General features: G+C 41.3%; 32 protein-coding genes. 27 read left to right on the top strand and 5 right to left on the bottom strand.

Features of this window, described 5'->3' with window-relative positions; all coding sequences use genetic code 11:
- Positions 1-18: 18 nt before the first annotated feature.
- The 25 genes from rplP (at position 19) to AB9K32_RS02520 (ending at position 15,521) form a co-directional block, all read left to right on the top strand.
- Positions 19-438, top strand: a complete 420-nt coding sequence (gene rplP, locus AB9K32_RS02640; protein ID WP_224837427.1) for a 50S ribosomal protein L16 — start codon at positions 19-21, stop codon at positions 436-438.
- A gap of 19 nt (positions 439-457) precedes the next feature.
- Positions 458-649, top strand: a complete 192-nt coding sequence (gene rpmC / locus AB9K32_RS02635; protein ID WP_014032004.1) for a 50S ribosomal protein L29 — start codon at positions 458-460, stop codon at positions 647-649.
- A gap of 13 nt (positions 650-662) precedes the next feature.
- Positions 663-920, top strand: coding sequence for a 30S ribosomal protein S17 (rpsQ, locus tag AB9K32_RS02630; protein ID WP_014032003.1), 258 nt, complete (start codon positions 663-665; stop codon positions 918-920).
- Positions 921-922: 2 nt separating this feature from the next.
- Complete coding sequence (gene rplN / locus AB9K32_RS02625) at positions 923-1,291, top strand: 50S ribosomal protein L14 (protein ID WP_014032002.1); 369 nt, start codon at positions 923-925, stop codon at positions 1,289-1,291.
- Between the two features lie 16 nt (positions 1,292-1,307).
- Complete coding sequence (rplX, locus tag AB9K32_RS02620; RefSeq protein ID WP_224837428.1) at positions 1,308-1,619, top strand: 50S ribosomal protein L24; 312 nt, start codon at positions 1,308-1,310, stop codon at positions 1,617-1,619.
- A gap of 2 nt (positions 1,620-1,621) precedes the next feature.
- Positions 1,622-2,173, top strand: a complete 552-nt coding sequence (gene rplE, locus AB9K32_RS02615) for a 50S ribosomal protein L5 (RefSeq protein WP_108246819.1) — start codon at positions 1,622-1,624, stop codon at positions 2,171-2,173.
- Position 2,174: 1 nt separating this feature from the next.
- Positions 2,175-2,444 carry a 30S ribosomal protein S14 gene (gene rpsN / locus AB9K32_RS02610; RefSeq protein WP_224837429.1) on the top strand — a complete coding sequence of 90 codons (270 nt, stop codon included), beginning with the start codon at positions 2,175-2,177 and terminating at the stop codon, positions 2,442-2,444.
- Positions 2,445-2,462: 18 nt separating this feature from the next.
- On the top strand, positions 2,463-2,861 hold the full coding sequence (gene rpsH, locus AB9K32_RS02605; protein WP_252080529.1) for a 30S ribosomal protein S8: 399 nt from the start codon (positions 2,463-2,465) through the stop codon (positions 2,859-2,861).
- A gap of 19 nt (positions 2,862-2,880) precedes the next feature.
- A complete protein-coding gene (gene rplF, locus AB9K32_RS02600) occupies positions 2,881-3,423 on the top strand; it encodes a 50S ribosomal protein L6 (protein ID WP_369884264.1) in 543 nt (180 codons plus the stop codon).
- 11 nt (positions 3,424-3,434) lie between these two features.
- Positions 3,435-3,788 carry a 50S ribosomal protein L18 gene (gene rplR / locus AB9K32_RS02595; RefSeq protein WP_224837432.1) on the top strand — a complete coding sequence of 118 codons (354 nt, stop codon included), beginning with the start codon at positions 3,435-3,437 and terminating at the stop codon, positions 3,786-3,788.
- 6 nt (positions 3,789-3,794) lie between these two features.
- A complete protein-coding gene (gene rpsE, locus AB9K32_RS02590) occupies positions 3,795-4,319 on the top strand; it encodes a 30S ribosomal protein S5 (protein WP_224837433.1) in 525 nt (174 codons plus the stop codon).
- Positions 4,320-4,331: 12 nt separating this feature from the next.
- Positions 4,332-4,511 carry a 50S ribosomal protein L30 gene (gene rpmD / locus AB9K32_RS02585; protein ID WP_224837434.1) on the top strand — a complete coding sequence of 60 codons (180 nt, stop codon included), beginning with the start codon at positions 4,332-4,334 and terminating at the stop codon, positions 4,509-4,511.
- A gap of 13 nt (positions 4,512-4,524) precedes the next feature.
- On the top strand, positions 4,525-4,977 hold the full coding sequence (gene rplO / locus AB9K32_RS02580) for a 50S ribosomal protein L15 (protein WP_224837435.1): 453 nt from the start codon (positions 4,525-4,527) through the stop codon (positions 4,975-4,977).
- Between the two features lie 10 nt (positions 4,978-4,987).
- Positions 4,988-6,331 (top strand): preprotein translocase subunit SecY, encoded by a 1,344-nt coding sequence (secY, locus tag AB9K32_RS02575; protein WP_224837436.1) that lies wholly within the window; start codon positions 4,988-4,990, stop codon positions 6,329-6,331.
- Between the two features lie 3 nt (positions 6,332-6,334).
- The gene (gene infA, locus AB9K32_RS02570) at positions 6,335-6,550 is read left to right on the top strand and encodes a translation initiation factor IF-1 (RefSeq protein WP_014031991.1); all 216 of its coding nucleotides are present in this window, start codon (positions 6,335-6,337) and stop codon (positions 6,548-6,550) included.
- Positions 6,551-6,554: 4 nt separating this feature from the next.
- Positions 6,555-6,671 carry a type B 50S ribosomal protein L36 gene (gene ykgO / locus AB9K32_RS02565; RefSeq protein ID WP_010519235.1) on the top strand — a complete coding sequence of 39 codons (117 nt, stop codon included), beginning with the start codon at positions 6,555-6,557 and terminating at the stop codon, positions 6,669-6,671.
- A gap of 2 nt (positions 6,672-6,673) precedes the next feature.
- On the top strand, positions 6,674-7,048 hold the full coding sequence (rpsM, locus tag AB9K32_RS02560) for a 30S ribosomal protein S13 (RefSeq protein WP_224837437.1): 375 nt from the start codon (positions 6,674-6,676) through the stop codon (positions 7,046-7,048).
- Positions 7,049-7,146: 98 nt separating this feature from the next.
- Positions 7,147-7,539, top strand: coding sequence for a 30S ribosomal protein S11 (gene rpsK / locus AB9K32_RS02555; RefSeq protein WP_224837438.1), 393 nt, complete (start codon positions 7,147-7,149; stop codon positions 7,537-7,539).
- Positions 7,540-7,653: 114 nt separating this feature from the next.
- Positions 7,654-8,259, top strand: a complete 606-nt coding sequence (rpsD, locus tag AB9K32_RS02550; protein WP_224837439.1) for a 30S ribosomal protein S4 — start codon at positions 7,654-7,656, stop codon at positions 8,257-8,259.
- A 21-nt stretch (positions 8,260-8,280) separates the two neighbouring features.
- Positions 8,281-9,273, top strand: coding sequence for a DNA-directed RNA polymerase subunit alpha (locus AB9K32_RS02545; protein WP_224837440.1), 993 nt, complete (start codon positions 8,281-8,283; stop codon positions 9,271-9,273).
- 60 nt (positions 9,274-9,333) lie between these two features.
- Positions 9,334-9,837, top strand: a complete 504-nt coding sequence (gene rplQ, locus AB9K32_RS02540) for a 50S ribosomal protein L17 (RefSeq protein ID WP_224837441.1) — start codon at positions 9,334-9,336, stop codon at positions 9,835-9,837.
- Between the two features lie 97 nt (positions 9,838-9,934).
- On the top strand, positions 9,935-11,047 hold the full coding sequence (gene carA, locus AB9K32_RS02535; RefSeq protein ID WP_224837442.1) for a glutamine-hydrolyzing carbamoyl-phosphate synthase small subunit: 1,113 nt from the start codon (positions 9,935-9,937) through the stop codon (positions 11,045-11,047).
- A gap of 117 nt (positions 11,048-11,164) precedes the next feature.
- On the top strand, positions 11,165-12,457 hold the full coding sequence (gene eno, locus AB9K32_RS02530; RefSeq protein ID WP_338196493.1) for a phosphopyruvate hydratase: 1,293 nt from the start codon (positions 11,165-11,167) through the stop codon (positions 12,455-12,457).
- A gap of 121 nt (positions 12,458-12,578) precedes the next feature.
- Positions 12,579-14,117 carry a glycogen synthase gene (locus tag AB9K32_RS02525; protein WP_338196490.1) on the top strand — a complete coding sequence of 513 codons (1,539 nt, stop codon included), beginning with the start codon at positions 12,579-12,581 and terminating at the stop codon, positions 14,115-14,117.
- A gap of 120 nt (positions 14,118-14,237) precedes the next feature.
- Positions 14,238-15,521 carry a citrate synthase gene (locus AB9K32_RS02520; protein ID WP_224837445.1) on the top strand — a complete coding sequence of 428 codons (1,284 nt, stop codon included), beginning with the start codon at positions 14,238-14,240 and terminating at the stop codon, positions 15,519-15,521.
- A gap of 67 nt (positions 15,522-15,588) precedes the next feature.
- On the opposite strand, the gene AB9K32_RS02515 is transcribed toward AB9K32_RS02520, so the two are convergent.
- A complete protein-coding gene (locus tag AB9K32_RS02515) occupies positions 15,589-16,056 on the bottom strand; it encodes a hypothetical protein (RefSeq protein WP_252080525.1) in 468 nt (155 codons plus the stop codon).
- A 281-nt stretch (positions 16,057-16,337) separates the two neighbouring features.
- Here AB9K32_RS02515 and AB9K32_RS02510 point away from each other — a divergent pair, with 281 nt between their 5' ends.
- Together AB9K32_RS02510 and ctlX are read left to right on the top strand one after the other, a co-directional pair.
- The gene (locus AB9K32_RS02510) at positions 16,338-17,252 is read left to right on the top strand and encodes a dimethylarginine dimethylaminohydrolase family protein (RefSeq protein ID WP_252080524.1); all 915 of its coding nucleotides are present in this window, start codon (positions 16,338-16,340) and stop codon (positions 17,250-17,252) included.
- A 43-nt stretch (positions 17,253-17,295) separates the two neighbouring features.
- Positions 17,296-18,237, top strand: coding sequence for a citrulline utilization hydrolase CtlX (gene ctlX, locus AB9K32_RS02505; RefSeq protein WP_252080523.1), 942 nt, complete (start codon positions 17,296-17,298; stop codon positions 18,235-18,237).
- A gap of 256 nt (positions 18,238-18,493) precedes the next feature.
- On the opposite strand, the gene AB9K32_RS02500 is transcribed toward ctlX, so the two are convergent.
- The 4 genes from AB9K32_RS02500 to AB9K32_RS02485 form a co-directional block, all read right to left on the bottom strand.
- Entirely contained in the window at positions 18,494-20,131 is a 1,638-nt protein-coding gene (locus AB9K32_RS02500; protein ID WP_369884263.1) for a carboxypeptidase-like regulatory domain-containing protein, read from the bottom strand.
- Positions 20,132-20,416: 285 nt separating this feature from the next.
- Entirely contained in the window at positions 20,417-21,841 is a 1,425-nt protein-coding gene (locus tag AB9K32_RS02495; protein WP_252080521.1) for an SDR family oxidoreductase, read from the bottom strand.
- Positions 21,838-22,263, bottom strand: a complete 426-nt coding sequence (locus AB9K32_RS02490; protein ID WP_224837455.1) for a hypothetical protein — start codon at positions 22,261-22,263, stop codon at positions 21,838-21,840. Before AB9K32_RS02490 ends, AB9K32_RS02495 begins: the two co-directional genes overlap by 4 nt.
- Before the next feature lie 2 nt (positions 22,264-22,265).
- Positions 22,266-22,619 carry a VOC family protein gene (locus AB9K32_RS02485; protein ID WP_224837456.1) on the bottom strand — a complete coding sequence of 118 codons (354 nt, stop codon included), beginning with the start codon at positions 22,617-22,619 and terminating at the stop codon, positions 22,266-22,268.
- Between the last annotated feature and the right edge of the window lie 51 nt (positions 22,620-22,670).

The following is a 22,670-nucleotide window of genomic DNA, read 5'->3' as shown; positions in this document are numbered from 1 at the left end:
AAGATAAAGTAAGGTAAAATGTTACAGCCAAAAAGAACAAAATTTCGTAAGGCCCAGAAAGGGCGTATGAAGGGTAACTCCCAGAGAGGGCACCAACTTTCCAATGGAATGTTCGGTATCAAGTCCATGGATTCACACTTCATTACTTCCCGTCAGATAGAGGCTGCGCGTATCGCTGCGACAAGATACATGAAGAGACAAGGTCAGTTATGGATCAAAATATTCCCGGACAAGCCCATCACCAAAAAACCTCTTGAGGTTCGTATGGGTAAAGGTAAAGGTGCTCCGGAATATTGGGTAGCCGTGGTAAAGCCGGGTAGAATCATGTTCGAGGTTGCCGGTGTACCAAAGGAGATTGCCCAGGAAGCCTTAAGGCTTGCGGCACAAAAACTTCCGGTGAAGACCAAGTTTGTTGTAGCAAGGGATTATTCCGCCTAATTTTTAATTGAGAAGAAAGATGAGACAATCAGAAATAAAAGAACTTTCAATTGAAGAGCTAAAGGAGAGATTGGCCGAGTTCAAAAAACAACACGCCGATCTTAAGATGGCCCATGCCGTTACGCCTTTGGAAAATCCTTTACAGATCAGGAAGACTAGAAGGACGGTAGCAAGACTTGCAACTGAATTAACTAAAAGGGAATTACAATAATCGGTTCTGCCTTATGGAAAACAGAAATTTAAGAAAAGAAAGAATAGGCGTTGTTACCAGCAACAAAATGGAGAAATCGATAGTGGTTTCTGAGGTAAAAAGAGTGAAGCACCCCATGTACGGGAAGTTCGTTCTGAAGACCAAAAAATATGTTGCGCACGACGAGAAGAACGATTGCAACGAAGGTGATACCGTTAAAATAATGGAAACACGACCATTGAGCAAAACAAAATGCTGGAGGTTGGTAGAAATCCTAGAAAGAGCTAAATAATTATGGTACAGCAAGAATCAAGATTAAGAGTTGCGGACAATACAGGTGCAAAAGAAGTTTTGACCATCCGCGTACTAGGAGGAACAAAAAGAAGATATGCTTCTTTGGGTGACAAAATTGTTGTTACCGTAAAAGAAGCCACTCCAAACGGTACTGTAAAAAAAGGTTCTGTTTCTACAGCAGTTGTTGTTAGAACCAAGAAAGAAGTGAGAAGGCCTGACGGTTCTTACATCCGTTTCGATGACAATGCATGTGTGTTGTTGAACCCGACAGGGGAGATGAGAGGAACTCGTGTGTTCGGTCCTGTTGCAAGAGAGTTGAGGGACAGACAATTCATGAAGATTGTTTCATTGGCGCCTGAAGTGCTATAACAGAAATATCAGAAAGATGAAGTTGAAAATAAAAACAGGGGATACGGTAAAAGTCATTGCGGGAGACCACAAAGGCAGCGAAGGTAAAGTACTTAAAGTAGACCGTGAAAAGAACAAGGCTATCGTAGAAGGCATCAACGAGGTGTCCAAGCACGAAAAGCCAAGTGCGAACAACCCTCAAGGAGGCATAACAAAAAAGGAGGCCCCTATACACATTTCCAATCTTTCCTTGATCGACCCAAAATCTGGCGAGGCAACTCGTGTTGGGTACGAAGTAAGGGACGGGAAAAAAGTAAGGTTTTCCAAAAAATCCAATGAAGTAATTTAGTCATGAGTTACATTCCAAGATTAAAGCAAGAATACAAGGAGCGCGTGATCAAGGCGCTGACCGAAGAATTTGGTTACAAAAATGTAATGCAAGTTCCCAAGTTGCAGAAAATAGTAGTTAGCCGAGGAGTAGGTGCTGCTGTTTCCGATAAAAAACTAATCGATCACGCTGTGGACGAGTTGACCAATATTACAGGTCAGAAAGCGGTTGCGACCCTATCCAAAAAGGATGTGGCTACCTTTAAATTAAGAAAAGGTATGCCAATCGGGGCCAAAGTAACCCTTAGAGGAGAACGCATGTACGAATTTTTGGATAGATTGATCACAAGTGCCCTTCCAAGGGTGCGTGATTTCTCAGGAGTTAAAGCCACTGGTTTCGACGGTAGAGGTAACTACAATTTGGGAGTTACCGAGCAAATCATCTTTCCAGAAATCAATATCGACAGAATTAACAGGATCAATGGGATGGACATCACGTTTGTGACCTCCGCTGAAACTGATAAAGAAGCAAAATCATTGTTAACCGAACTGGGAGTACCCTTTAAAAAGAACTAGAATGGCCAAGGAATCAATGAAAGCCCGCGAGAGAAAAAGGGCTAAAATGGTAGAAAAATACGCCGAGAAAAGAAAGGCTCTAAAAGAAGCGGGAGATTATGAGGCTTTGCAAAAGTTGCCAAAGAATGCTTCTCCTGTTCGTATGAGAAACCGTTGTAAACTAACTGGTAGACCACGTGGTTACATGAGAAACTTCGGTATATCTAGGGTTATGTTCAGGGAAATGGCCAATAAAGGTCTAATTCCAGGAGTTAAAAAGGCAAGTTGGTAATTTAGATAAAGAAAAGAAATGCTTACAGATCCAATTTCAGATTATTTGACCAGATTGAGAAATGCCAACAAGGCAGGTCATAGGGTTGTAGATATCCCAGGTTCCAATCTAAAGAGACAGATTACCAAAATATTGTTCGATCAAGGATATATTTTGAGCTATAAGTTCGAGGACAATAAAGTACAAGGGAACATTAAAATAGCCCTTAAGTACGACAAGTTGACCAAAGAACCCATCATAAAAAAATTGCAGAGGGTAAGTAAGCCCGGTCTGCGCAAGTATTCAGGCTCTAACGATTTACCTAGAGTTCTGAACGGATTGGGAATTGCCATTGTGTCAACATCACATGGTGTTATGACAAGCAAGCAGGCCCAACAGGAGAACGTAGGTGGTGAAGTATTGTGCTACGTATATTAATTGAGAAAAGAGAAGAAAAATGTCTAGAATAGGTAACAGTCCAGTAAACATTCCTGATGGAGTCACTGTAGAAGTGAAAGATTCCACGGTTACTGTAAAAGGTAAAATGGGTGAGCTTACACAAGAATTTTCGGGAATCGACATCAAAGTCGAGGACGGAAGTATTGTTTTAGAAAGAGCCTCCGACGACAAAGATCATAAATCAAAACATGGTTTATACCGAGCTCTTATCAATAATATGGTAGAAGGTGTTTCCAATGGATGGACCAAGGAATTGGAACTAGTAGGCGTTGGTTACAGAGCCAGCAACCAAGGACAAAAATTGGATTTGGCACTCGGATTCTCTCATAACATTGTTCTGGACATTGCTCCCGAAGTAAAGATCGAGACCATCTCCGAAAAAGGGAAAAACCCTATTGTAAAACTAACATCTCACGACAAGCAATTGGTAGGTCAGGTGGCCGCCAAGATCAGATCTTTCCGTAAGCCAGAACCTTACAAAGGAAAAGGAGTGAAGTTTGTAGGTGAGCAATTAAGAAGAAAAGCAGGTAAATCAGCTTAATAATTAAGACTATGGGATTATCTAAGACTGAAAGAAAATTACGCATCCGAAGAAGAATACGAAAAGTGTCCTTCGGAACTGAAGCAAGACCAAGGTTGTCTGTATTCAGAAGCAATAAAGAAATATACGCCCAGTTGATTGACGACAATAAAGGTGTAACTTTGGCGGCAGCTTCATCCAGGGATAAAGATGTCGATGCCAAGGGAACCAAGTCCGAAGTAGCGACCAACGTGGGTAAGGCCATAGCCGAAAAGGCTCTTAAGCTAGGTGTTGAAACTGTTGCTTTTGATAGGGGAGGAAACCTATATCACGGAAGAGTAAAATCATTGGCTGAAGGAGCTAGGGAAGCCGGACTAAAATTTTAATAAACTATGTACCAGAATTACAAAAACGTAGAAACAGTAAAGCCGGGTGGACTGGAGTTGAAAGACCGTTTGGTTGGAGTACAAAGGGTTACCAAGGTAACAAAAGGTGGTAGAGCCTTTGGTTTTTCAGCAATTGTTGTGGTTGGTGATGAAAACGGAGTAGTAGGACATGGTTTGGGTAAATCCAAAGAAGTAGCAACGGCAATCGCCAAAGCTATCGAGGATGCCAAAAAGAACTTGGTTCGTATTCCATTGAACAAAGGCACGCTGCCTCACGAGCAAAAAGGAAAGTTCGGTGGAGCTAGAGTATTCATTAAGCCTGCATCGCACGGTACCGGGGTAATTGCCGGTGGAGCTGTAAGGGCCGTATTGGAAGCTGTAGGTGTACAGGACGTACTTTCTAAATCCCAAGGTTCTTCCAACCCGCACAACGTTGTAAAAGCTACTTTTGATGCATTGTTGCAACTAAGAAGTGCGGATACCGTTGCAAAACAGAGGGGAATTTCTTTGGAAAAAGTCTTTAAAGGATAAATAGAGGATATTATGTCAAAGATTAAAGTTACACAAATAAAGAGCGGCATCAAAAAGCCACAGAACCAAAAAAGAACTTTGGAGGCTCTTGGACTAAAGAAAATCGGACAGGTGGTTGAGCACGAAGCAACTCCTAGTATCCTTGGAATGGTAAATAAGGTAAAACACTTGGTTTCCACAGAGGAAGCTTAAAATATAAAGGCACATGGATTTGAATAATCTTAAACCAGCGGATGGCGCTGTGCACAAAGAAGGAAAACGTGTAGGACGTGGAGAAGGTTCCGGTAAAGGAGGAACTGCAACACGTGGGCACAAAGGAGCCAAGTCTAGATCGGGGTATTCCAAAAAGATTGGTTTCGAAGGTGGTCAGATGCCATTGCAAAGACGTGTACCCAAGTTTGGTTTCACCAACATCAACAGAAAAGAGTACACAGGGATCAATTTGGGCAAACTACAAGAATTGGTGGACAAAGGAACCATTAAAGATGTTGTTACCTTGGACATTCTTGTGGAGAACGGATTGGCACACAAAAACGATTTGGTAAAGATATTGGGCGATGGTGAATTAAAAGCAGCGCTAAAAGTATCTGTACATAAATTTACTGCTTCCGCTAAAGCTGCTATCGAGTCGGCAGGAGGTGAAGCAATAAGTTTATAAGAATTATAGCATGAAGAAATTTATTGAGACCATATCAAATATCTGGAAGATAGAAGAACTAAGACAACGCATTATCCTAACATTGGGTTTATTGTTGGTGTACCGATTCGGTGCGCAAGTTGTACTTCCCGGTATTGATACCGCCCAGTTGGCCCAATTATCCTCGAACACTGAAAATGGTATCTTGGGTATTCTGAATGCTTTTACGGGTGGTGCTTTTGCGAATGCTTCGGTGTTCGCTTTGGGTATTATGCCCTACATCTCCGCTTCCATTGTGGTGCAGTTGATGGGAATAGCGATTCCCTACCTTCAAAAACTACAAAAGGAAGGAGAAAGTGGTAGAAAAACCATAAACCAGATTACCCGTTGGTTAACTATCGGTATCTGTATTGTCCAAGCCCCTGCCTATTTGTACGGTCTTGGCGCCCTAGGTGTACCGGACAGTGCTTTTGTTTTGGGTAAAGGCTTGGATTTTATCGTTCCAGCTGTTATTATATTGGTAACAGGGTGTGTGTTTGCCATGTGGTTGGGTGAGAAAATCACCGACAAGGGAATCGGAAACGGTATCTCCTTGTTGATTATGGTCGGTATCATTGCAACATTGCCACAAGCGTTTGCACAGGAATTCGTATCAAGAACAACCAACAATACCGGTGGAATCATGTTTATGTTGATAGAGGTGATTGTTTGGTTCTTGGTTATCTTGGCCAGTGTGTATTTAACAATGGCTGTAAGGCAGATTCCGGTACAGTACGCAAGAAGAACAGCTTCTGGAGGATACGAAAAGAACGTGATGGGAGCACGTCAGTACATTCCACTTAAGTTGAATGCATCTGGAGTAATGCCCATTATCTTTGCACAGGCAATTATGTTCGCGCCAAGTTTAATTGGTAGAACATTTAACGATACCGCAGCAGGACAATGGATGGAGGTTCAATTTGCCGATATATTCGGATTGGCCTACAACATACTGTTTGCAGTGTTGATCATAATATTTACCTACTTCTACACAGCGATTACCGTGCCTACGAACAAAATGGCCGATGATCTGAAAAGAAGTGGTGGTTTTATCCCGGGCATTCGTCCAGGGAAAGAAACCGGAAACTATTTGGACAAGATAATGTCCTTGATTACATTTCCTGGTTCCATCTTTTTGGCACTTTTGGCAGTGTTGCCGGCAGTAGTGGTAAAGTTGATGGATGTACAGGCAGGTTGGGCATTGTTTTATGGAGGTACATCACTGTTGATTATGGTAGGTGTAGCTATTGATACGGTACAGCAAGTAAATTCTTATTTGTTGAACAGACATTACGATGGCTTAATGAAAACCGGTAAAAACAGAAAAGTAGCATAATTTATGGCAAAGCAGCCAGCAATAGAACAAGACGGGACTATTATTGAAGCATTGTCCAATGCAATGTTCAGGGTAGAATTGGAAAACGGGCACGTGGTAACGGCGCACATCTCCGGAAAAATGCGGATGCACTATATTAAGTTGCTTCCCGGGGATAAGGTAAAGTTGGAAATGAGTCCATACGATTTAACAAAAGCAAGAATTACGTATAGATACTAGTTACATGAAAGTAAGAGCATCAATAAAGAAGAGAAGTGCCGACTGCAAGATTGTTCGCAGAAAGGGCAGATTGTATGTAATCAACAAAAAGAATCCTAGATTTAAACAAAGACAAGGGTAATTATGGCAAGAATTGCAGGGGTAGATATACCTAAACAAAAGCGTGGCGTTATTTCGCTTACCTATATCTTCGGGGTAGGTAAAAGCAGGGCGAAGGAAATTTTGGCGGCGGCCCAAGTAAGTGAAGATACCAAGGTTTCAGATTGGACCGACGATGAAATCGGAAAAATCAGGGAAGCTGTTGGTGCCTACACTATAGAAGGAGAACTTCGTTCAGAGACCCAAATGAACATCAAGCGTTTGATGGACATCGGTTGTTACCGTGGAATTCGTCACAGATCCGGATTGCCATTGAGAGGTCAACGTACCAAAAACAACTCTAGGACCAGAAAAGGAAAAAGAAAAACAGTTGCCAACAAGAAAAAAGCAACTAAATAATATATAGTCATTAGTATTTAGACGTTAGAAGAATCTGTTTGAAATGTAAAAGTCTAGGATTCCAATAACCAAAAAGCTAACACTAGAAACTAAAAAATATGGCAAAGGCAAGTACCAAAACAGCAAAGAAGCGCAAGGTAGTAGTAGAATCTACAGGAGAGGCGCATGTTGTTGCATCTTTCAACAACATCATTATTTCACTTACCAATAAGAAAGGTGATGTTATATCATGGTCATCCGCAGGTAAAATGGGTTTCCGAGGCTCTAAAAAGAACACTCCATACGCAGCACAGGTTGCAGCAGAAGATTGTGCCAAGGTTGCTCACGAAGCAGGACTGAGAAAAGTGAAGGTTTATGTAAAAGGACCAGGTAACGGTAGAGAATCAGCTATACGTTCCATTCACAATGCAGGAATCGAAGTAACAGAGATCGTAGATGTTACTCCATTGCCGCACAACGGATGTAGACCACCGAAAAGAAGAAGAGTTTAATTATCAATTATATTGTTTAACGGGCCCCCTAAAAAGGGTCTTCACCCCGAAGGTGCAGTTAGATTATCGAAGGATAAGCCTTAATTCATAATCGCACTTTCAAATAAATAGAAGATGGCAAGATACACAGGACCAAAAACAAAAATCGCTAGAAAATTTGGAGAAGCGATTTTCGGAGACGATAAGTCGTTCGAAAAGAAAAATTATCCTCCAGGACAACACGGTAACAACAGACGTCGTGGTAAGAAATCTGAATACGCAATCCAGTTAATGGAAAAGCAAAAAGCAAAATACACATACGGTATTTTGGAAAAGCAATTCCGTAACCTGTTTGCCGAGGCGAAAAGAAAAGAAGGAGTAACCGGTGAGGTATTGCTTCAATTGTGCGAGTCTCGTTTGGACAACGTAGTTTTCAGAATGGGAATTTCACCATCAAGAAGAGGCGCGCGCCAATTGGTTTCGCACCGTCACATTACCGTAAACGGAAATGTTGTTAACATTCCATCCTATTCACTAAAAGCAGGAGATGTTGTTGGTGTTAGGGAAAAATCTAAATCAGTACAGTCCATCGTAGATTCTTTGGCTAACAATAGCAGTGTTTACGAATGGATCACTTGGAACTCTGAAAAGAAAGAAGGTACTTACGTTGCTGTTCCAGAAAGACTTCAGATCCCTGAGAATATCAAGGAGCAACTGATAGTCGAATTATACTCTAAATAAGAATTCAACATTAATCCAATTATGGCATTACTTAATTTTCAGAAGCCCGATAAAGTTATAATGATCGATTCAACAGATTTCGAGGGGAAATTCGAATTTCGTCCTTTGGAACCTGGATATGGATTAACAGTTGGGAATGCGCTGAGAAGGGTTTTGCTTTCCTCTTTGGAAGGTTTTGCCATCACTTCTGTGCGCATAGATGGAGTTGAACATGAATTTTCTGTTATACCAGGCGTTGTTGAAGACGTTACAGAAATTATACTGAACCTAAAACAAGTTAGGTTCAAAAGACAGATTGATGATGTTGAGAGCGAAACCGTATCCATTTCCGTTAGCGGAAAGGAGCAAATGACCGCTGGTGACTTCCAAAAGTTCATCTCCGGATATCAAGTCCTTAACCCGGACTTGGTTATTTGCAACATGGATCCGAAAGTGAGCATCAACATGGAGATCGTTATAGAAAAAGGCCGTGGTTATGTTCCAGCGGAAGAAAACAAAAAATCCAATGCCCCTCTGGGCACAATTTCAGTGGATTCTGTTTACACTCCGATAAAGAATGTAAAATACAGCATCGAAAACTATAGGGTAGAGCAAAAGACCGATTACGAAAAATTGGTTTTTGAAATCATTACCGATGGTTCTATCCACCCAAAAGATGCATTGACCGAGGCCGCCAAAGTTTTGATTCACCACTTTATGCTGTTCTCCGATGAGCGCATCACCCTTGAGGCCGATGAAATTGCCCAGACAGAGACTTATGATGAGGAATCATTGCACATGCGCCAATTGTTGAAGACCAAATTAGTGGACATGGATTTGTCCGTAAGGGCTCTGAACTGTCTTAAAGCTGCCGAGGTGGATACTTTGGGGGATTTGGTATCATTCAATAAAAACGATTTGATGAAGTTCAGAAACTTCGGTAAAAAATCATTGACCGAATTGGAAGAATTGGTCATCAATAAAGGCCTACAATTTGGTATGGACCTTTCCAAATACAAATTAGATAAAGATTAACAATCATATTTTGCTCTCCTCATACAAAAGGATTTGGTAGCAAGATGATAACTTAGAACAATGAGACACGGAAAGAAGTTTAATCATTTAGGTAGAACTGCCGCACACAGAAAGGCAATGTTGGCCAACATGGGCTGTTCCCTAATAGAACATAAAAGAATCAACACAACGGTTGCAAAAGCCAAAGCGTTGAAAAGGTTTATCGAGCCTTTGATCACCAAAGCCAAGACCGAGAACAACCAGACTACCGAAAAAGGTACACACAACAGAAGGGTTGTTTTCAGTAACTTGAGAAGTAAAGAGGCTGTAACCGAATTGTTCGGTACAGTTGCTGAGAAAGTTGGCGACAGACCTGGAGGTTACACTAGAATTATCAAGTTAGGCAACCGATTGGGAGATAATGCCGATATGGCAATGATCGAGCTGGTAGATTTCAACGAGCTGTACAATGCAGGTAAACCTAAGAAGAAATCGACCAGAAGAAGCAGAAGAGGTGGTGGAGCTAAAAAAGCTGAAGCACCGGCCCCGGCAGCTGAAACAAAAACTGACGATTCTGAAGAATAAGAAGAATGTTATTAACTATTGTATTTTAGGAAAAAGGATAAGTGAAAACTTATCCTTTTTTTATGTTTTTTTGTCATAACTGAAACTAGAGCACGAAATGAAGTATCACACAAAGAAAAAAGCGTTGATTTTGTTGGCCGATGGAACCATTTTTTATGGAAAGGCAGTCGGAGGTAGAGAAGGTACCGCAGTAGGAGAAGTATGTTTCAACACCGGGATGACCGGTTATCAAGAGATTTTTACCGATCCATCCTATTACGGTCAATTAATGGTGACCACTAACGCGCACATTGGCAATTACGGAGCCCATTTGGACGAAGTGGAATCGGATTCTGTTAAGATTGCAGGTCTGATCTGTAAAAATTTCAGTTACGAATATTCAAGACCAGATGCCACTATGAGCCTTTTGGATTTCTTGGACAACAACAACCTTTTGGCCATCTCCGATGTAGATACCCGTGCTTTGGTAAGCTACATTAGGGACAATGGAGCCATGAACGCATTGATTTCCACTAGAGTTGACGAAATCGAAGCTCTAAAAGAAGAGTTGAAGCAAGTGCCAAGCATGGAAGGTCTGGAACTATCTTCCAAAGTATCCACAAAAGAACCATATTTCTATGGAGATGAAAATGCGGATATTAAAATTTCCGCTTTGGATATCGGAATCAAAAAGAATATCTTAAGAAACCTGGCAAAAAGAGGAGCGTACATTAAAGTCTTCCCATACAACACGTCGTATTCGGAAATGAAGGAATGGAACCCCGATGGATATTTTATATCCAACGGACCAGGTGACCCAGAGCCTTTGACAGATGCCGTTGCAGCAACCAAAGAAATGATCGCTTCCGACAAACCATTGTTCGGAATTTGTTTGGGGCACCAAGTATTGGCATTGGCCAACGGAGTATCCACCTATAAAATGCACAATGGCCACAGGGGAATCAACCACCCGATACTAAATTTAATGACCGGTAAGGGTGAGATCACTTCCCAAAACCATGGATTTGCCGTGAACAGGGAAGAGACAGAGGCCAACGCCGAACTGGAGATTACACATACCCATTTGAACGACCAGACGGTGGCAGGAATAAAAATGAAGAACAAAGATGTTTTCTCGGTACAATATCACCCAGAAGCAAGCCCAGGTCCACACGATGCAGATTATTTGTTCGACCAGTTCTTTGATTTGATCAAGGCTAGGAAAAACTAAAACGATATAGTTTTATTTTTAAGTAAATATGTGCGTTTTGTGAGGATTATCATGGAATTAAAAACAGCACCTTTTGTATCTTAGCCCAATAATCACAACTAAAAATATAGTAGTAAAATGAGCATCATTATCAACATTCATGCAAGACAGATATTGGATTCCAGAGGGAACCCGACAGTAGAAGTAGATGTCGTAACAGAAAATGGAATTATGGGAAGGGCGGCAGTGCCTTCTGGAGCCTCTACCGGAGAGCATGAAGCCGTTGAGTTGCGCGATGGTGGCAGTTCCTTTATGGGTAAAGGAGTAGGTAATGCAGTAAACAATGTAAATACCCTGATAGCCGAAGAATTGATCGGTACTTCTGTTTTTGAACAGAATTACATCGACCAGACGATGATCGAGCTGGATGGCACGCCGAACAAATCAAAATTGGGAGCAAATGCCATACTAGGGGTTTCCTTGGCAGTGGCCAAAGCAGCAGCCAATGAATTGGGTATGCCGTTGTACCGTTACGTGGGCGGCGTAAGTGCCAACACACTTCCAGTTCCAATGATGAACATTATAAATGGAGGTTCGCACTCCGATGCTCCCATTGCGTTCCAAGAGTTTATGGTGATGCCCGTTAAAGCCAAGGATTTTAGCCATGCCATGCAAATGGGGACAGAGATCTTCCATAACCTTAAAAAAGTATTGCATGATCGTAATTTGAGTACTGCAGTGGGAGATGAAGGAGGGTTCGCCCCAACCTTGGAAGGTGGTACCGAAGATGCTTTGGATACTATCGGAAAAGCGGTGGAAAAAGCAGGCTACAAATTGGGTGATGAGATCATGATCGCATTGGATTGCGCATCTGCGGAATTCTACGTGGACGGCAAATACGATTATACCAAGTTCGAAGGAGATAAAGGAATGGTCAGAACATCCGAAGAGCAGGCCCAATACTTGGCCGACCTTTGCGAAAAATATCCAATAATTTCCATAGAAGACGGAATGGACGAGAACGATTGGGACGGTTGGAAGATGCTGACCGACAAAATCGGTGATAAGGTACAATTGGTAGGCGATGATCTATTCGTGACCAACGTTGAGCGTTTGTCCCGTGGTATCGAGAACGGTATTGCCAATTCTATTTTGATCAAAGTAAATCAAATTGGTACATTAACGGAAACCATTGCAGCCGTAAATATGGCCAAGAATGCAGGGTATACTTCCGTAATGTCCCATAGATCTGGTGAAACCGAAGACAATACCATTGCTGATTTGGCAGTAGCTTTGAACACAGGTCAGATCAAGACCGGTTCCGCTTCTCGAAGTGATCGTATGGCCAAATACAACCAGCTGTTGAGAATTGAAGAAGAGTTGGGAGATGTGGCCTACTATCCACAAGAAAAAGCATTCAAAGTAAAATAATCATAATGATTACTTAGCATTAAAAAAGCCTTTTCCGTTTCGGAAAGGCTTTTTTTTGTTTCAGTAACAAACTTTGGTTAAATTAAGGGTGCACTAAACTACCTTTCAAATTCTTCTCTACATGAACAACTTTCTTTTTGTCGCCGCCGAAAACGATGCTTTGGAAAACTGTAAAGCCGGGGGAATGGGCGATGTGGTTCGCGATGTACCGAGACAAATTTCGGAGCGTGGCGATAAAGTGCACGTGGTTGTTCCGGCCTATTCCAGACTACATCATGGGGGATTGCCACGGACTACCCTGAATTTTTCATTGCGGGGCATGGCCTACACTGCGGAGTTGTACGAAGTAAAACCTAAAAAAGAATTTCCCAATATATTTCATTATGTGCTCCATCATCCTGAGATAGAAGCTGGAGATATTGCACACATCTACCACAACGACCCAGAAGAGCCATTTTACACCGATGCCATTAAATACATTATATTTTGTACTGCGGTTGCAGAAGCCATAAAGCAGGGTGCCTTTGGCGATGTGGACATTGTACATTTACACGATTGGCATTCCAGTCTGCTTTTGTTCTTAAGGGAATATCACACAGAGTATACGAATTTAAAGGACATACGCATAGTGTATAGCATCCACAATTTGGCAATACAGGGAATTCGTCCGTTCGATGGTAATTATTCTTCGGTAAAAAACTGGTTCCCCAGTGTACCGTTGGATTATCAAAAGTTGATGGATTACCGATATCAGGATTGCATTAACCTTATGGCCGTAGGTATTCGATTTGCAGATGCTGTCCATACCGTTTCACCATCCTATAAAGAAGATGTGCTACTGCCAAGTTCCCCACCGGAGTTTATTGGTGGCGAAGGGTTGGAAAAAGACCTACAGAAAGCGGATCAAGAAGGACGTTTGTTCGGTATTTTAAACGGATGTAATTATAAGAACATCAACAAGGAGAAGAAAGGAAATATTTATCGGAATACGGTAAAGGCTTTATTTAGATGGTTGCAAGAGGAATCCAAAAAATACAAGGCCGATTTTTTGGCACACACCGGGGAGAAAATAATGGCATATGTGGACGAAAACCCTAAGTTCATCGCTTCGAGTGTGGCACGGTTGACCGAGCAAAAGTTTTACTTTTTTATGCGATCTCCCGAAGCATTTGTAGAAATTTTGAAACGATTGGAGAAAGTCGACGGAATTTTTATGCTGTTAGGAACGGGTGCACCGGAATACGAAGAGCTTTTTAGAAAATTGAGCTACGAGCACAAAAACTTTATTTTCACCAATGGTCAGTCGGAAAAGTTGATCGATTCCATTTATTTGGAATCGGACCTGTATTTCATGCCCAGTCTGTTTGAACCTTGTGGAATTAGCCAGATGTTGGCCATGCGGAACGGAAATCCATGCCTTGTACACCATACCGGGGGGCTAAAGGATACCGTTGAACACATGAAAACCGGTTTTGCCTTTGATGGGGAAAGCTACGACGAGAAAATTTCCAGCATGATCCAGACTCTGGATGAGGCACTAAATGTGTTCGAAAACGACAAACCTACCTGGAAAAAAATCCAATCCGCTGCGCGTAGAAAACGTTTTACATGGAAGAAATCAGCGGACGAGTATTACAAACTGCTCTATAAATTGGATTAGGTTATTTTTCCTATATCATTTTAGCGTTAATATCAGCACAAAAAGGGTCTGTAAATTGTTAATGGCAGTGCTTTTTCGTAATTTTCGCAATCAATTTTTACTAATCTATTAAAATATAAAATGTCGGATAAAGCTATACTCGAATATGGGGGAGAAAGGTATGAATTCCCTGTGATCAAAGGTACTGAAGATGAATTGGCCATAGATATTAAAACCTTGAGGGCCGCAACAGGAATGGTGACGATAGACCCCGGATATAAAAATACGGGCTCGTGCGAAAGTGCCATTACTTTTTTGGATGGCGAGCAAGGTATTTTAAGATATCGTGGATATTCCATTGAAGATTTAGCAGAGAAAGCCGACTTTTTGGAAGTAGCCTACCTATTAATATTTGGTGAACTGCCTAATAAAGAACAATTGGAGAAATTCCATAGCGATATCAAGGAAGAGTCCCAAGTTGATGAAGAAATGAAGAAAATCTTGGATGGCTTTCCAAAATCGGCTCACCCAATGGGGGTGTTATCCTCATTGACCAGTGCTTTGGTGGCGTTCAATCCATCTTGCGTAGATGTATCCTCGGAATCCGCCATGTACAATTCCATAGTTCGTATTTTGGCCAAGTTCCCAGTGTTGGTCGCTTGGGCCATGCGCAAGAAAAAAGGTCTTCCGTTGGATTATGGAGACGATACCTTGGGGTATGTTGAGAACATCCATAAAATGATGTTCAAAAGACCTAATCAAGAGTATAAAAGAGACCCTATTGCCATTGATGCCCTAGACAAACTTTTGATTTTACACGCTGATCACGAGCAAAACTGTTCAACTTCTACAGTTCGTATTGTGGGTTCTTCGCACGCTGGATTGTTCGCATCGCTGTCCGCAGGCATTTCTGCACTTTGGGGACCATTGCACGGAGGGGCCAACCAAGCGGTTTTGGAAATGCTCGAGGCTATTGAGGCCGATGGAGGCGATACTAAAAAATATATGGCCAAAGCCAAGGATAAGGACGATCCCTTCCGTTTGATGGGCTTTGGACACCGTGTATACAAAAACTTTGACCCAAGGGCCAAGATCATTAAAAAATCCGCAGACGAAGTGTTGGGCAATCTAGGAATCGAAGATCCTATTTTGGACATTGCCAAAGGTCTGGAAAAAGAAGCATTGGAAGATCAGTACTTTGTGGATAGAAAATTATATCCAAACGTGGATTTTTATTCCGGTATCATTTATCGGGCGTTGGGCATACCTACAGAAATGTTTACCGTAATGTTCGCGTTGGGCAGACTGCCCGGCTGGATAGCACAATGGAGAGAAATGCGTTTGAGAAAAGAGCCCATCGGAAGGCCAAGACAGGTATACATAGGAGAAAACCTAAGAAGTTTTGTTCCTTTGGAAAAAAGGTAAGATTTGGGACAATACAAAAATTAAAAGGGGCGGTTTCGCCCCTTTTTATATGGGGTAAACCTTTAAACTACAACATGCCTGCGGCATTATGGTTCAACGATTTGTCCCTTTCGTAGCAAATTCGCATAATTTCCAAATGATAATATTTCTGTAGGTCGGATATATCTTTATTGGCAATAATGTGCTTGGATTTTTCAAAGGATTGATGGATATATTCATGCGCATCCACCGTGCTTAGATTCTTTAAGGTAGCGTCCATGGATCTCCCAAACTTTTTTATAGAAGCATCTATTTTAGAAATTGAACTATCCAACTGAAGCTCATATAATTTTTGAATATGCCCATGTAGTTCTGTGGGTAGATCAGCATCTGTAATACAATCGTTGTATTTGATGGAGGATTGTCCTCCAAAAGGTAGATCGGCATCAGGTTTGGAAGATAAACGGACATCATTCATTTTTTGGAACGCATGCATACTTCCCATAACAATAAATAAGGTAGCTAAAATAGCCGATGTAAGTAGTAGTTTTTTCATAAGTAGGAAAAATCTTAATGCAAATGTAGTCAATATAATTTATTGAAAAACTGATAATTGTTAGTTTTTTGGTTTCAAAGCTATTTTTAAGCATTTGATAAACAATTTCGTATAGAATAACATCATTTTGTTGATTTAATATTTCTACCGTGTATTCAGTAAAGAATTTTTGATTTTGTCAGGGTAAAAAAATCAAGTAAAACACTAGATTTGCCCTCATACTCTAAAGGACACTACTTTAGGGTGGTCATCTATGATTTTTGACCCATAAAAAACCTTATATGATTAAACTAAACGTGGTCAACGAGACCAGTGCACTAAAAGAGGTTATACTGGGAACGGCACAAAGCAATGGACCTGTACCCACTATTGATGAAGCCTACGATCCAAAATCAATTGAACATATCAAAGCGGGCACTTACCCCAAAGAAGAGGATATGATCAAAGAAATGGAGGCCTTTGCCCAGGTTTTTGCCAAGTACGGGGTAAAGGTATATCGACCGGAAGTCCTCCAAGATTGCAACCAAATTTTTGCAAGGGATATTGCTTTTGTAATAGAGGACAAATTGTTCCATGCCAATATTTTGCCCGATCGAGAGCAGGAATTTGAGGCCATACATAATGTGCTGGATATAATTGACCCCAATAAAATAATTAGGCCGCCGGAAGAGGTGCATATTGAAGGTGGTGACGTAATGCCGTGGAACGATCATATTTTTATTGGAACCTACACAGGCCCGGACTATGCTAGCTATATTACGGCACGAACAAATATTGAGGCAGTTGAGTTTATTCGCGATATGTTTCCACATAAGACCGTAAAATCTTTCGAACTGCGTAAATCCAATACCGATCCCAAGGAAAATGCCCTGCATCTGGATTGTTGTTTTCAACCTGTTGGTAAGGACAAAGCTATTTTGCACAAAAACGGTTTTTTGGTAGAGGAAGAATATCAATATTTGGTTGATTTTTTTGGTCCAGAAAACATTTTTGAGATAGATAAAGAGGAAATGTACCAAATGTTCAGTAATGTTTTCTCCATATCGCCAGAGGTAGTGGTATCCGAAAGAAGCTTTACCAGACTCAACAATTGGCTACGTGACCATGGTTTTACCGTGGAAGAAATTCCCTATGCCGAGATTGCCAAACAGGAGGGGCTGTTACGTTGTAGCACCATGCCTTTGGTAAGAGCGTAAATTAGTAGAATAATCCCTTTTGCGGGGAACAACAAAAAACTTCATGCAATTGAGAAATCAGATTACCAATACCATTCTTATGGTTCGTCCCGTTAATTTTAGGATGAACGAACAAACAGCGGTCAACAATTATTTTCAAGAAGACCCGGATTTAAAAAAAGCCGAAATCAACCTAAAGGCACAACAGGAGTTTGATCAATTTGTAAAGGTGCTTCGGGAGCAGGGCGTAAATGTATTGACCATAGATGATAATATGGAGCAGGATACACCAGACTCTATTTTTCCAAATAACTGGGTGTCCTTTCACGATAACGGAACAGTATGTGTATATCCGATGTTTGCCGAAAACCGAAGAAGAGAACGTAGAGAGGATATATTTGAGTTGTTGGAACAGAACGGATTTGTGATCAACAATGTTATGGATTATACATCTGCCGAGGAAGAGGGCGTGTATTTGGAAGGCACTGGGAGCATACTAATGGACCGCATAAATCAAAAGGCCTATTGTGCTTTGTCCGAGCGAGCCCACGAAGAGCTATTTATAGAATTTTGCGAAGATTTTGATTGTTTTCCCGTGATTTTTCATGCGAACCAAACTGTGGACAACAAGCGATTGCCCATTTATCACACCAATGTAATGATGGCCATGGCGGAGACCTTTGCCGTAATCTGTTTGGATTGTATCGATGACAAGAAAGAAAGAAAAAGTGTCGTGGAACACCTAAAGATGGATGGAAAGGAAATCATTAAGATCACCGAAGAACAGATGTACCATTTTGCAGGGAACATGCTCCAAGTTGTGGGCTCCAACGACCGACGATTTATGGTAATGAGTACCCAGGCGTACAAGAGCCTGACCACACAACAGATCAATGCTATCGAAAAGCATTGTGGCATTGTACACAGTTCCCTTGATACCATTGAGACTTGCGGAGGAGGCAGTGCACGTTGTATGATGGCCGAAGTTTTTTTGCCAAAGGCATAGTGCCTGAGTTTCATTTCCAGATGGTTCCTGGGCGGCATCGAAAATGTATAGTGTCATTTCGAACCGACTGAAAGCAGAGTGAGAAATCTAAGAAACTACTAAGATTTCTCAATCACTGCTTTCGCATCTCATTTCGAAATGACACCTTATCATGATGAACTAGAAGGTATATAAAGTTAAGAGATAAAAACATGGAAGTCCCTTTATCCCAAATTTGTAGTTTGGAAACTCAGAACTCTTAACCCAAAACTCATAACTAATCTTCCTCTTCAACCGTAAAACCACGAATGGCCTGGTTGGGTTCCATAATATTGTAACCTTTCCAAAACTCGGGATTGTAACGGGGCATATAGGTGGCTCGCACTGTTTTATCCTCTTTGTAAGATGTGAATTCGGATTTGGAAATATTATCTTGCTCGAACACTACGAGTTCATATTTGGTGGTCATGTTCATACGGAAATCAATGTTCAACTTTAATTCGTTTTGCTTACGGCGGCCTTTTACGTGTTTGTTTTTTTCCACGACTTTTAACGGACGGTCAACGCCAAAATATCTACCATCGGATAAATCCATAAACTGAAGATCGTATTTGCCAGTGGGCAATTTAGCAAAGCGCATGGTTCCCTTGTACATGGTTTTGCGGTAGGTAATACCCAGCAACCTAAAATTGCGGAGGCGTTTTGTATTGGTAAAGTCGAGCCGCATAATGGCATAATCCTCAATGTTGATGAATAGGCGACCTTTAAAGTCCGCGCTGCTCCGTTTGGGCCAAAAGTCTATCACGTAGACCCCTGCATTGTCTATTTCTGCATAACCCGCCAGTTGAAATTCGTAGCGGTTGGGTTTTTCCACAAAGTCCAGCTTGGTATCCTCTTTGTAATACAATTGACTCAACATTTCCTCAAACTGCCAGCGTTGGCTGTCCACCAATCCAGAAACACTGTCTTTTTTTACCTGAGCTTTCACTTTTTCAACTTGCTCCATCCGTTCGTCGTCCATAGTGTCCAAAATGGAATCCACTTGGATTTTTTCACTGAAAATGCCCGATTTAATTTTAAGATAGGATCCCGGTTTTACATTCTGTTTAAATATATCCTCCATGTGTTCGGCCAGATCTTCAAAGGAACCCACATCTTTTTTATCGTAAAGATCGGCCGCTTTTATTATGTTGAGTTTGTACTCCGTATCGTTTTTGTATAGATCTCCAAAACTTTCTGTGTAATGTGAAGCATGTTGTGGAATGGCCCTGGCTATACTGTCCATAAGCTCTTTGTTCAACTCTTTTATGGTGGATTTCTCAAAACCAAAATCCACTTTTTGCATGTTGGCCAGTTCCGATTTCCTAAGGAAGAAGCGTTGTTTAATGGTTTCCTTGTTCACGTTTTTGGGAATGTTCTCGATCATTTTTTGAATAATGTCGTCCACCTCCAGTTCCTTGTCGAAAACATAGACTCCGCTAAGTTCAATGGCCCTGGCATTTAATGTGATCACACTGTCTTGCATTTGCTCTAGGGCGAAACCTTTTTTTTCATACCCCATCGAGGTAATATAGATCGAATCGGGCCTGGAAATGCCATCCTCCAAAACAAAACTGAACCTGCCTTCTTCGTTCGTTATAACCCCGTTATATTCTCCATATTGAACAGTGGCATAGGGAATTCCTTTTTGGGTCTTGGCATCCACCAAACGAGAACTAATGGTCTGTGCCATTGATGTAAACCCTGTAAAAATGCTAAAAATAGAAAGGTAGTAAATGGGTTTTATGGACATATTGTGATGTATGGTTTCATTAAAAATAGACGCCTCTTGGATGGAAAAGGTTGCCTGCTTGTTAGACGAGCCGAAATGAATTTTGTGACAAAGTGCCAAAAATTCCGCGAATAGTAGTGGCACTTAGTAGTATTTTAACAATGTATGTGTTTAAAGTTAGGTGTAGGGAGATAGGGGCAATGGAGAAAGATTTATGGTTTTTGATAAGGATTGTTCCTATTATAGAACCATCTATATTTTCTCGTTCATGGATGGATCCCTGAGCGTAGTCGAACGGACAGCAGTATGGTTTGATCATTGCTCTCGAACTTGAAACCTCTTAATTTTCTTTAGTTTGAAATGAGATTAATTGTTGTGTTTCTTTTGGTGAAAAGTACGTTGAGCAACATTTAAGGTTAAACATTGGGGTCAATCAGTTTTTGCAATATTCTTTATCATATTCCCAAAAATGAAGAGGTGAAAGGGTAGTACGGAATACCAATACAGGCGACCCAATAATCCTTTCGGTCGGAACGTGGCAGTTTGGTACAGAATGTTGTCCTTGATCCTAAATTCTAGCCATGCTTCCCCAGGGGTTCGCATTTCTGCAAACAGGAGCAAACGCTTGTTTTTTTTGTCGGCTAAAAGCACTCTCCAAAAATCCAGAGCATCACCGGGAAAAATTTTATCAAGATGGGTTCGTCCACGTCGTAGCCCTGGACCTCCGACCAATTTATCCAAAAAACCACGGATTTTCCACAGCCAATTGCCATAATACCACCCATTTTCACCACCAATTCGCCAAATGTTGTCCAAAACAGCTCCTTCGTTTGTAATTTTAATGGATTTTTTATCTTGTAGCACCCCGAATTTAGGCACTTGGATATAATTTTCGAGATCTTCCTGTATTTGCCCGCTCGCTATGCTGTCCTTCCAACTACTTATTACCAGATTCTGTTCAATTTTCTTAAAGGCCAGATCAATGGCTTCTTCATAAGTGTGGGTTTTTAATCCCAGCATTTGCTGTAATCGATTGTCCTTTGCCACGACTTCCATTTTCATGCTATCCACAAGATTTGTGGCCAATTTGTACGAAGTAGAGGTAACAAAATAAAGCCAATAGGAGGATAGTTTAGGTGTCATTACCGGAACGGTGAATATCCAGTTTTTAAAGCCACGGACCTTTGCATAGCGTTGGAGCATATCCTTGTAAGTAAGAACATCTGGCCCGCCAATATCAAAAGATTGGTCGTAGGTTTGCTTATTGCCCAATACCATGGTCAGAAATTGGATCACATCGCGAATGGCTATGGGCTGTGTTTTGGTAAGCACCCATTTGGGCGTGATCATGACCGGCAGTTTTTCGCAGAGATCTCGAATAATCTCAAAAGAGGAACTGCCCGAGCCTACAATGATCCCGGCTCGGAGCACGGTAAGTTTAAAATTGCCCCGATATAGTATGTCCTCCACATTTTTCCTGGAACTTAAATGTTTGGAGAGTTCTTCGTTATTTACGATCCCGCTCAGGTAGATCACCTGTTCGCACTGGGTTTTTTCAATAATTTTATTGAAGTTTTTAGCGGCCTGGGCCTCCTTTTCATCAAAATCGGTAACAGAGGAGGTCATGGAGTGTATCAGGTAATAGGCCGCATCAATATCGGGGGGTATTTTTTGTTCTTCAGGGATGTCCAGAAAATCTATCTCAACTACTTGGATTCGGGAGCGTATCTTACTATCTACCGAAAGTCTTTTTTCATCCCGAACGGCACATACCACTTCGTGGCCCATGTCCAAAAGTTGGGGCAATAGACGCATACCGATATACCCATTGGCACCTGTCAGTACTATTTTCATAGGTCTTCGAGATTTGTAGGTAGGTTTTCCGCACGATGATCCATTAACTTCTTAAAATAACGTTGGATAGCTTTGGTATCGGCACGCACCTTTACAAAATAATGGTCCATATAAATGGAATATATGCCAATATCCCCTTTGTACATATTTAATTTGTAATAGGGAATTACCAGCCCGTAGGTTTCCAATCGGGAGCGAAACCGCACGATTATGCCGTTAGGTCGCATTTCTACATTGCACGTATTGGTATTGTTGTCCAAAACAAACAAATTATAAATATCTACACTGGCTTCTGTTACGTGTAGTTTTGGCGATCCAATGCCCCCCATGGCAAAACGATCTTTTAATGGGTAGGGCTTACCAACGGCATCGTTTATTTTTTGAATGATTTTTTTGTCGTTGTACGAAACGTTCAGTAGCATGTTTAAAGGTTTTGTCCAAATCGGATCAGGTTGCCGTCAATGTCCAATATAGAAAATTCTCGAACTCCCCAAGGTTTGTCTTCTAGACTGCCATTGGGGTGGATAACTTTGGAATTTTGCATTTCGAGGTAGAGCCCGTCCACATTTTCAACATAGATGTAACAACTGGTGTTTTCTGGAAATATCTTGTTGTTGCATTTCCAAAAATGGATTTCCACTTTGTCCCTGCCAATTACGGCATAGTTTTCATCAATCCAGCCAGATTTATCAAACCCCAATTTCTCTTTGTAAAAAGTCACGGTTTTATGGATGTCCATTGAGGCCAAAACCGGGGCGGCATGTTGAAGATGATCCATAGATAGTTTTTCTTAAAAATACGATTTATAAGTGGTCAACACCAATCCATA

It is taken from the genome of Allomuricauda sp. XS_ASV26, assembly GCF_041224615.1.
GTDB classification, from domain to species: domain Bacteria; phylum Bacteroidota; class Bacteroidia; order Flavobacteriales; family Flavobacteriaceae; genus Flagellimonas; species Flagellimonas alginolytica.
This window is presented reverse-complemented; position numbering and strand designations above follow the sequence as displayed.

Coding starts and splice junctions, on each gene's coding strand:
- rplP (WP_224837427.1), top strand. CDS start 19: ATGTTACAGCCAAAAAGAACAAAATTTCGTAAGGCCCAGAAAGGGCGT.
- rpmC (WP_014032004.1), top strand. CDS start 458: ATGAGACAATCAGAAATAAAAGAACTTTCAATTGAAGAGCTAAAGGAG.
- rpsQ (WP_014032003.1), top strand. CDS start 663: ATGGAAAACAGAAATTTAAGAAAAGAAAGAATAGGCGTTGTTACCAGC.
- rplN (WP_014032002.1), top strand. CDS start 923: ATGGTACAGCAAGAATCAAGATTAAGAGTTGCGGACAATACAGGTGCA.
- rplX (WP_224837428.1), top strand. CDS start 1,308: ATGAAGTTGAAAATAAAAACAGGGGATACGGTAAAAGTCATTGCGGGA.
- rplE (WP_108246819.1), top strand. CDS start 1,622: ATGAGTTACATTCCAAGATTAAAGCAAGAATACAAGGAGCGCGTGATC.
- rpsN (WP_224837429.1), top strand. CDS start 2,175: ATGGCCAAGGAATCAATGAAAGCCCGCGAGAGAAAAAGGGCTAAAATG.
- rpsH (WP_252080529.1), top strand. CDS start 2,463: ATGCTTACAGATCCAATTTCAGATTATTTGACCAGATTGAGAAATGCC.
- rplF (WP_369884264.1), top strand. CDS start 2,881: ATGTCTAGAATAGGTAACAGTCCAGTAAACATTCCTGATGGAGTCACT.
- rplR (WP_224837432.1), top strand. CDS start 3,435: ATGGGATTATCTAAGACTGAAAGAAAATTACGCATCCGAAGAAGAATA.
- rpsE (WP_224837433.1), top strand. CDS start 3,795: ATGTACCAGAATTACAAAAACGTAGAAACAGTAAAGCCGGGTGGACTG.
- rpmD (WP_224837434.1), top strand. CDS start 4,332: ATGTCAAAGATTAAAGTTACACAAATAAAGAGCGGCATCAAAAAGCCA.
- rplO (WP_224837435.1), top strand. CDS start 4,525: ATGGATTTGAATAATCTTAAACCAGCGGATGGCGCTGTGCACAAAGAA.
- secY (WP_224837436.1), top strand. CDS start 4,988: ATGAAGAAATTTATTGAGACCATATCAAATATCTGGAAGATAGAAGAA.
- infA (WP_014031991.1), top strand. CDS start 6,335: ATGGCAAAGCAGCCAGCAATAGAACAAGACGGGACTATTATTGAAGCA.
- ykgO (WP_010519235.1), top strand. CDS start 6,555: ATGAAAGTAAGAGCATCAATAAAGAAGAGAAGTGCCGACTGCAAGATT.
- rpsM (WP_224837437.1), top strand. CDS start 6,674: ATGGCAAGAATTGCAGGGGTAGATATACCTAAACAAAAGCGTGGCGTT.
- rpsK (WP_224837438.1), top strand. CDS start 7,147: ATGGCAAAGGCAAGTACCAAAACAGCAAAGAAGCGCAAGGTAGTAGTA.
- rpsD (WP_224837439.1), top strand. CDS start 7,654: ATGGCAAGATACACAGGACCAAAAACAAAAATCGCTAGAAAATTTGGA.
- AB9K32_RS02545 (WP_224837440.1), top strand. CDS start 8,281: ATGGCATTACTTAATTTTCAGAAGCCCGATAAAGTTATAATGATCGAT.
- rplQ (WP_224837441.1), top strand. CDS start 9,334: ATGAGACACGGAAAGAAGTTTAATCATTTAGGTAGAACTGCCGCACAC.
- carA (WP_224837442.1), top strand. CDS start 9,935: ATGAAGTATCACACAAAGAAAAAAGCGTTGATTTTGTTGGCCGATGGA.
- eno (WP_338196493.1), top strand. CDS start 11,165: ATGAGCATCATTATCAACATTCATGCAAGACAGATATTGGATTCCAGA.
- AB9K32_RS02525 (WP_338196490.1), top strand. CDS start 12,579: ATGAACAACTTTCTTTTTGTCGCCGCCGAAAACGATGCTTTGGAAAAC.
- AB9K32_RS02520 (WP_224837445.1), top strand. CDS start 14,238: ATGTCGGATAAAGCTATACTCGAATATGGGGGAGAAAGGTATGAATTC.
- AB9K32_RS02515 (WP_252080525.1), bottom strand. CDS start 16,056: ATGAAAAAACTACTACTTACATCGGCTATTTTAGCTACCTTATTTATT.
- AB9K32_RS02510 (WP_252080524.1), top strand. CDS start 16,338: ATGATTAAACTAAACGTGGTCAACGAGACCAGTGCACTAAAAGAGGTT.
- ctlX (WP_252080523.1), top strand. CDS start 17,296: ATGCAATTGAGAAATCAGATTACCAATACCATTCTTATGGTTCGTCCC.
- AB9K32_RS02495 (WP_252080521.1), bottom strand. CDS start 21,841: ATGAAAATAGTACTGACAGGTGCCAATGGGTATATCGGTATGCGTCTA.
- AB9K32_RS02490 (WP_224837455.1), bottom strand. CDS start 22,263: ATGCTACTGAACGTTTCGTACAACGACAAAAAAATCATTCAAAAAATA.
- AB9K32_RS02485 (WP_224837456.1), bottom strand. CDS start 22,619: ATGGATCATCTTCAACATGCCGCCCCGGTTTTGGCCTCAATGGACATC.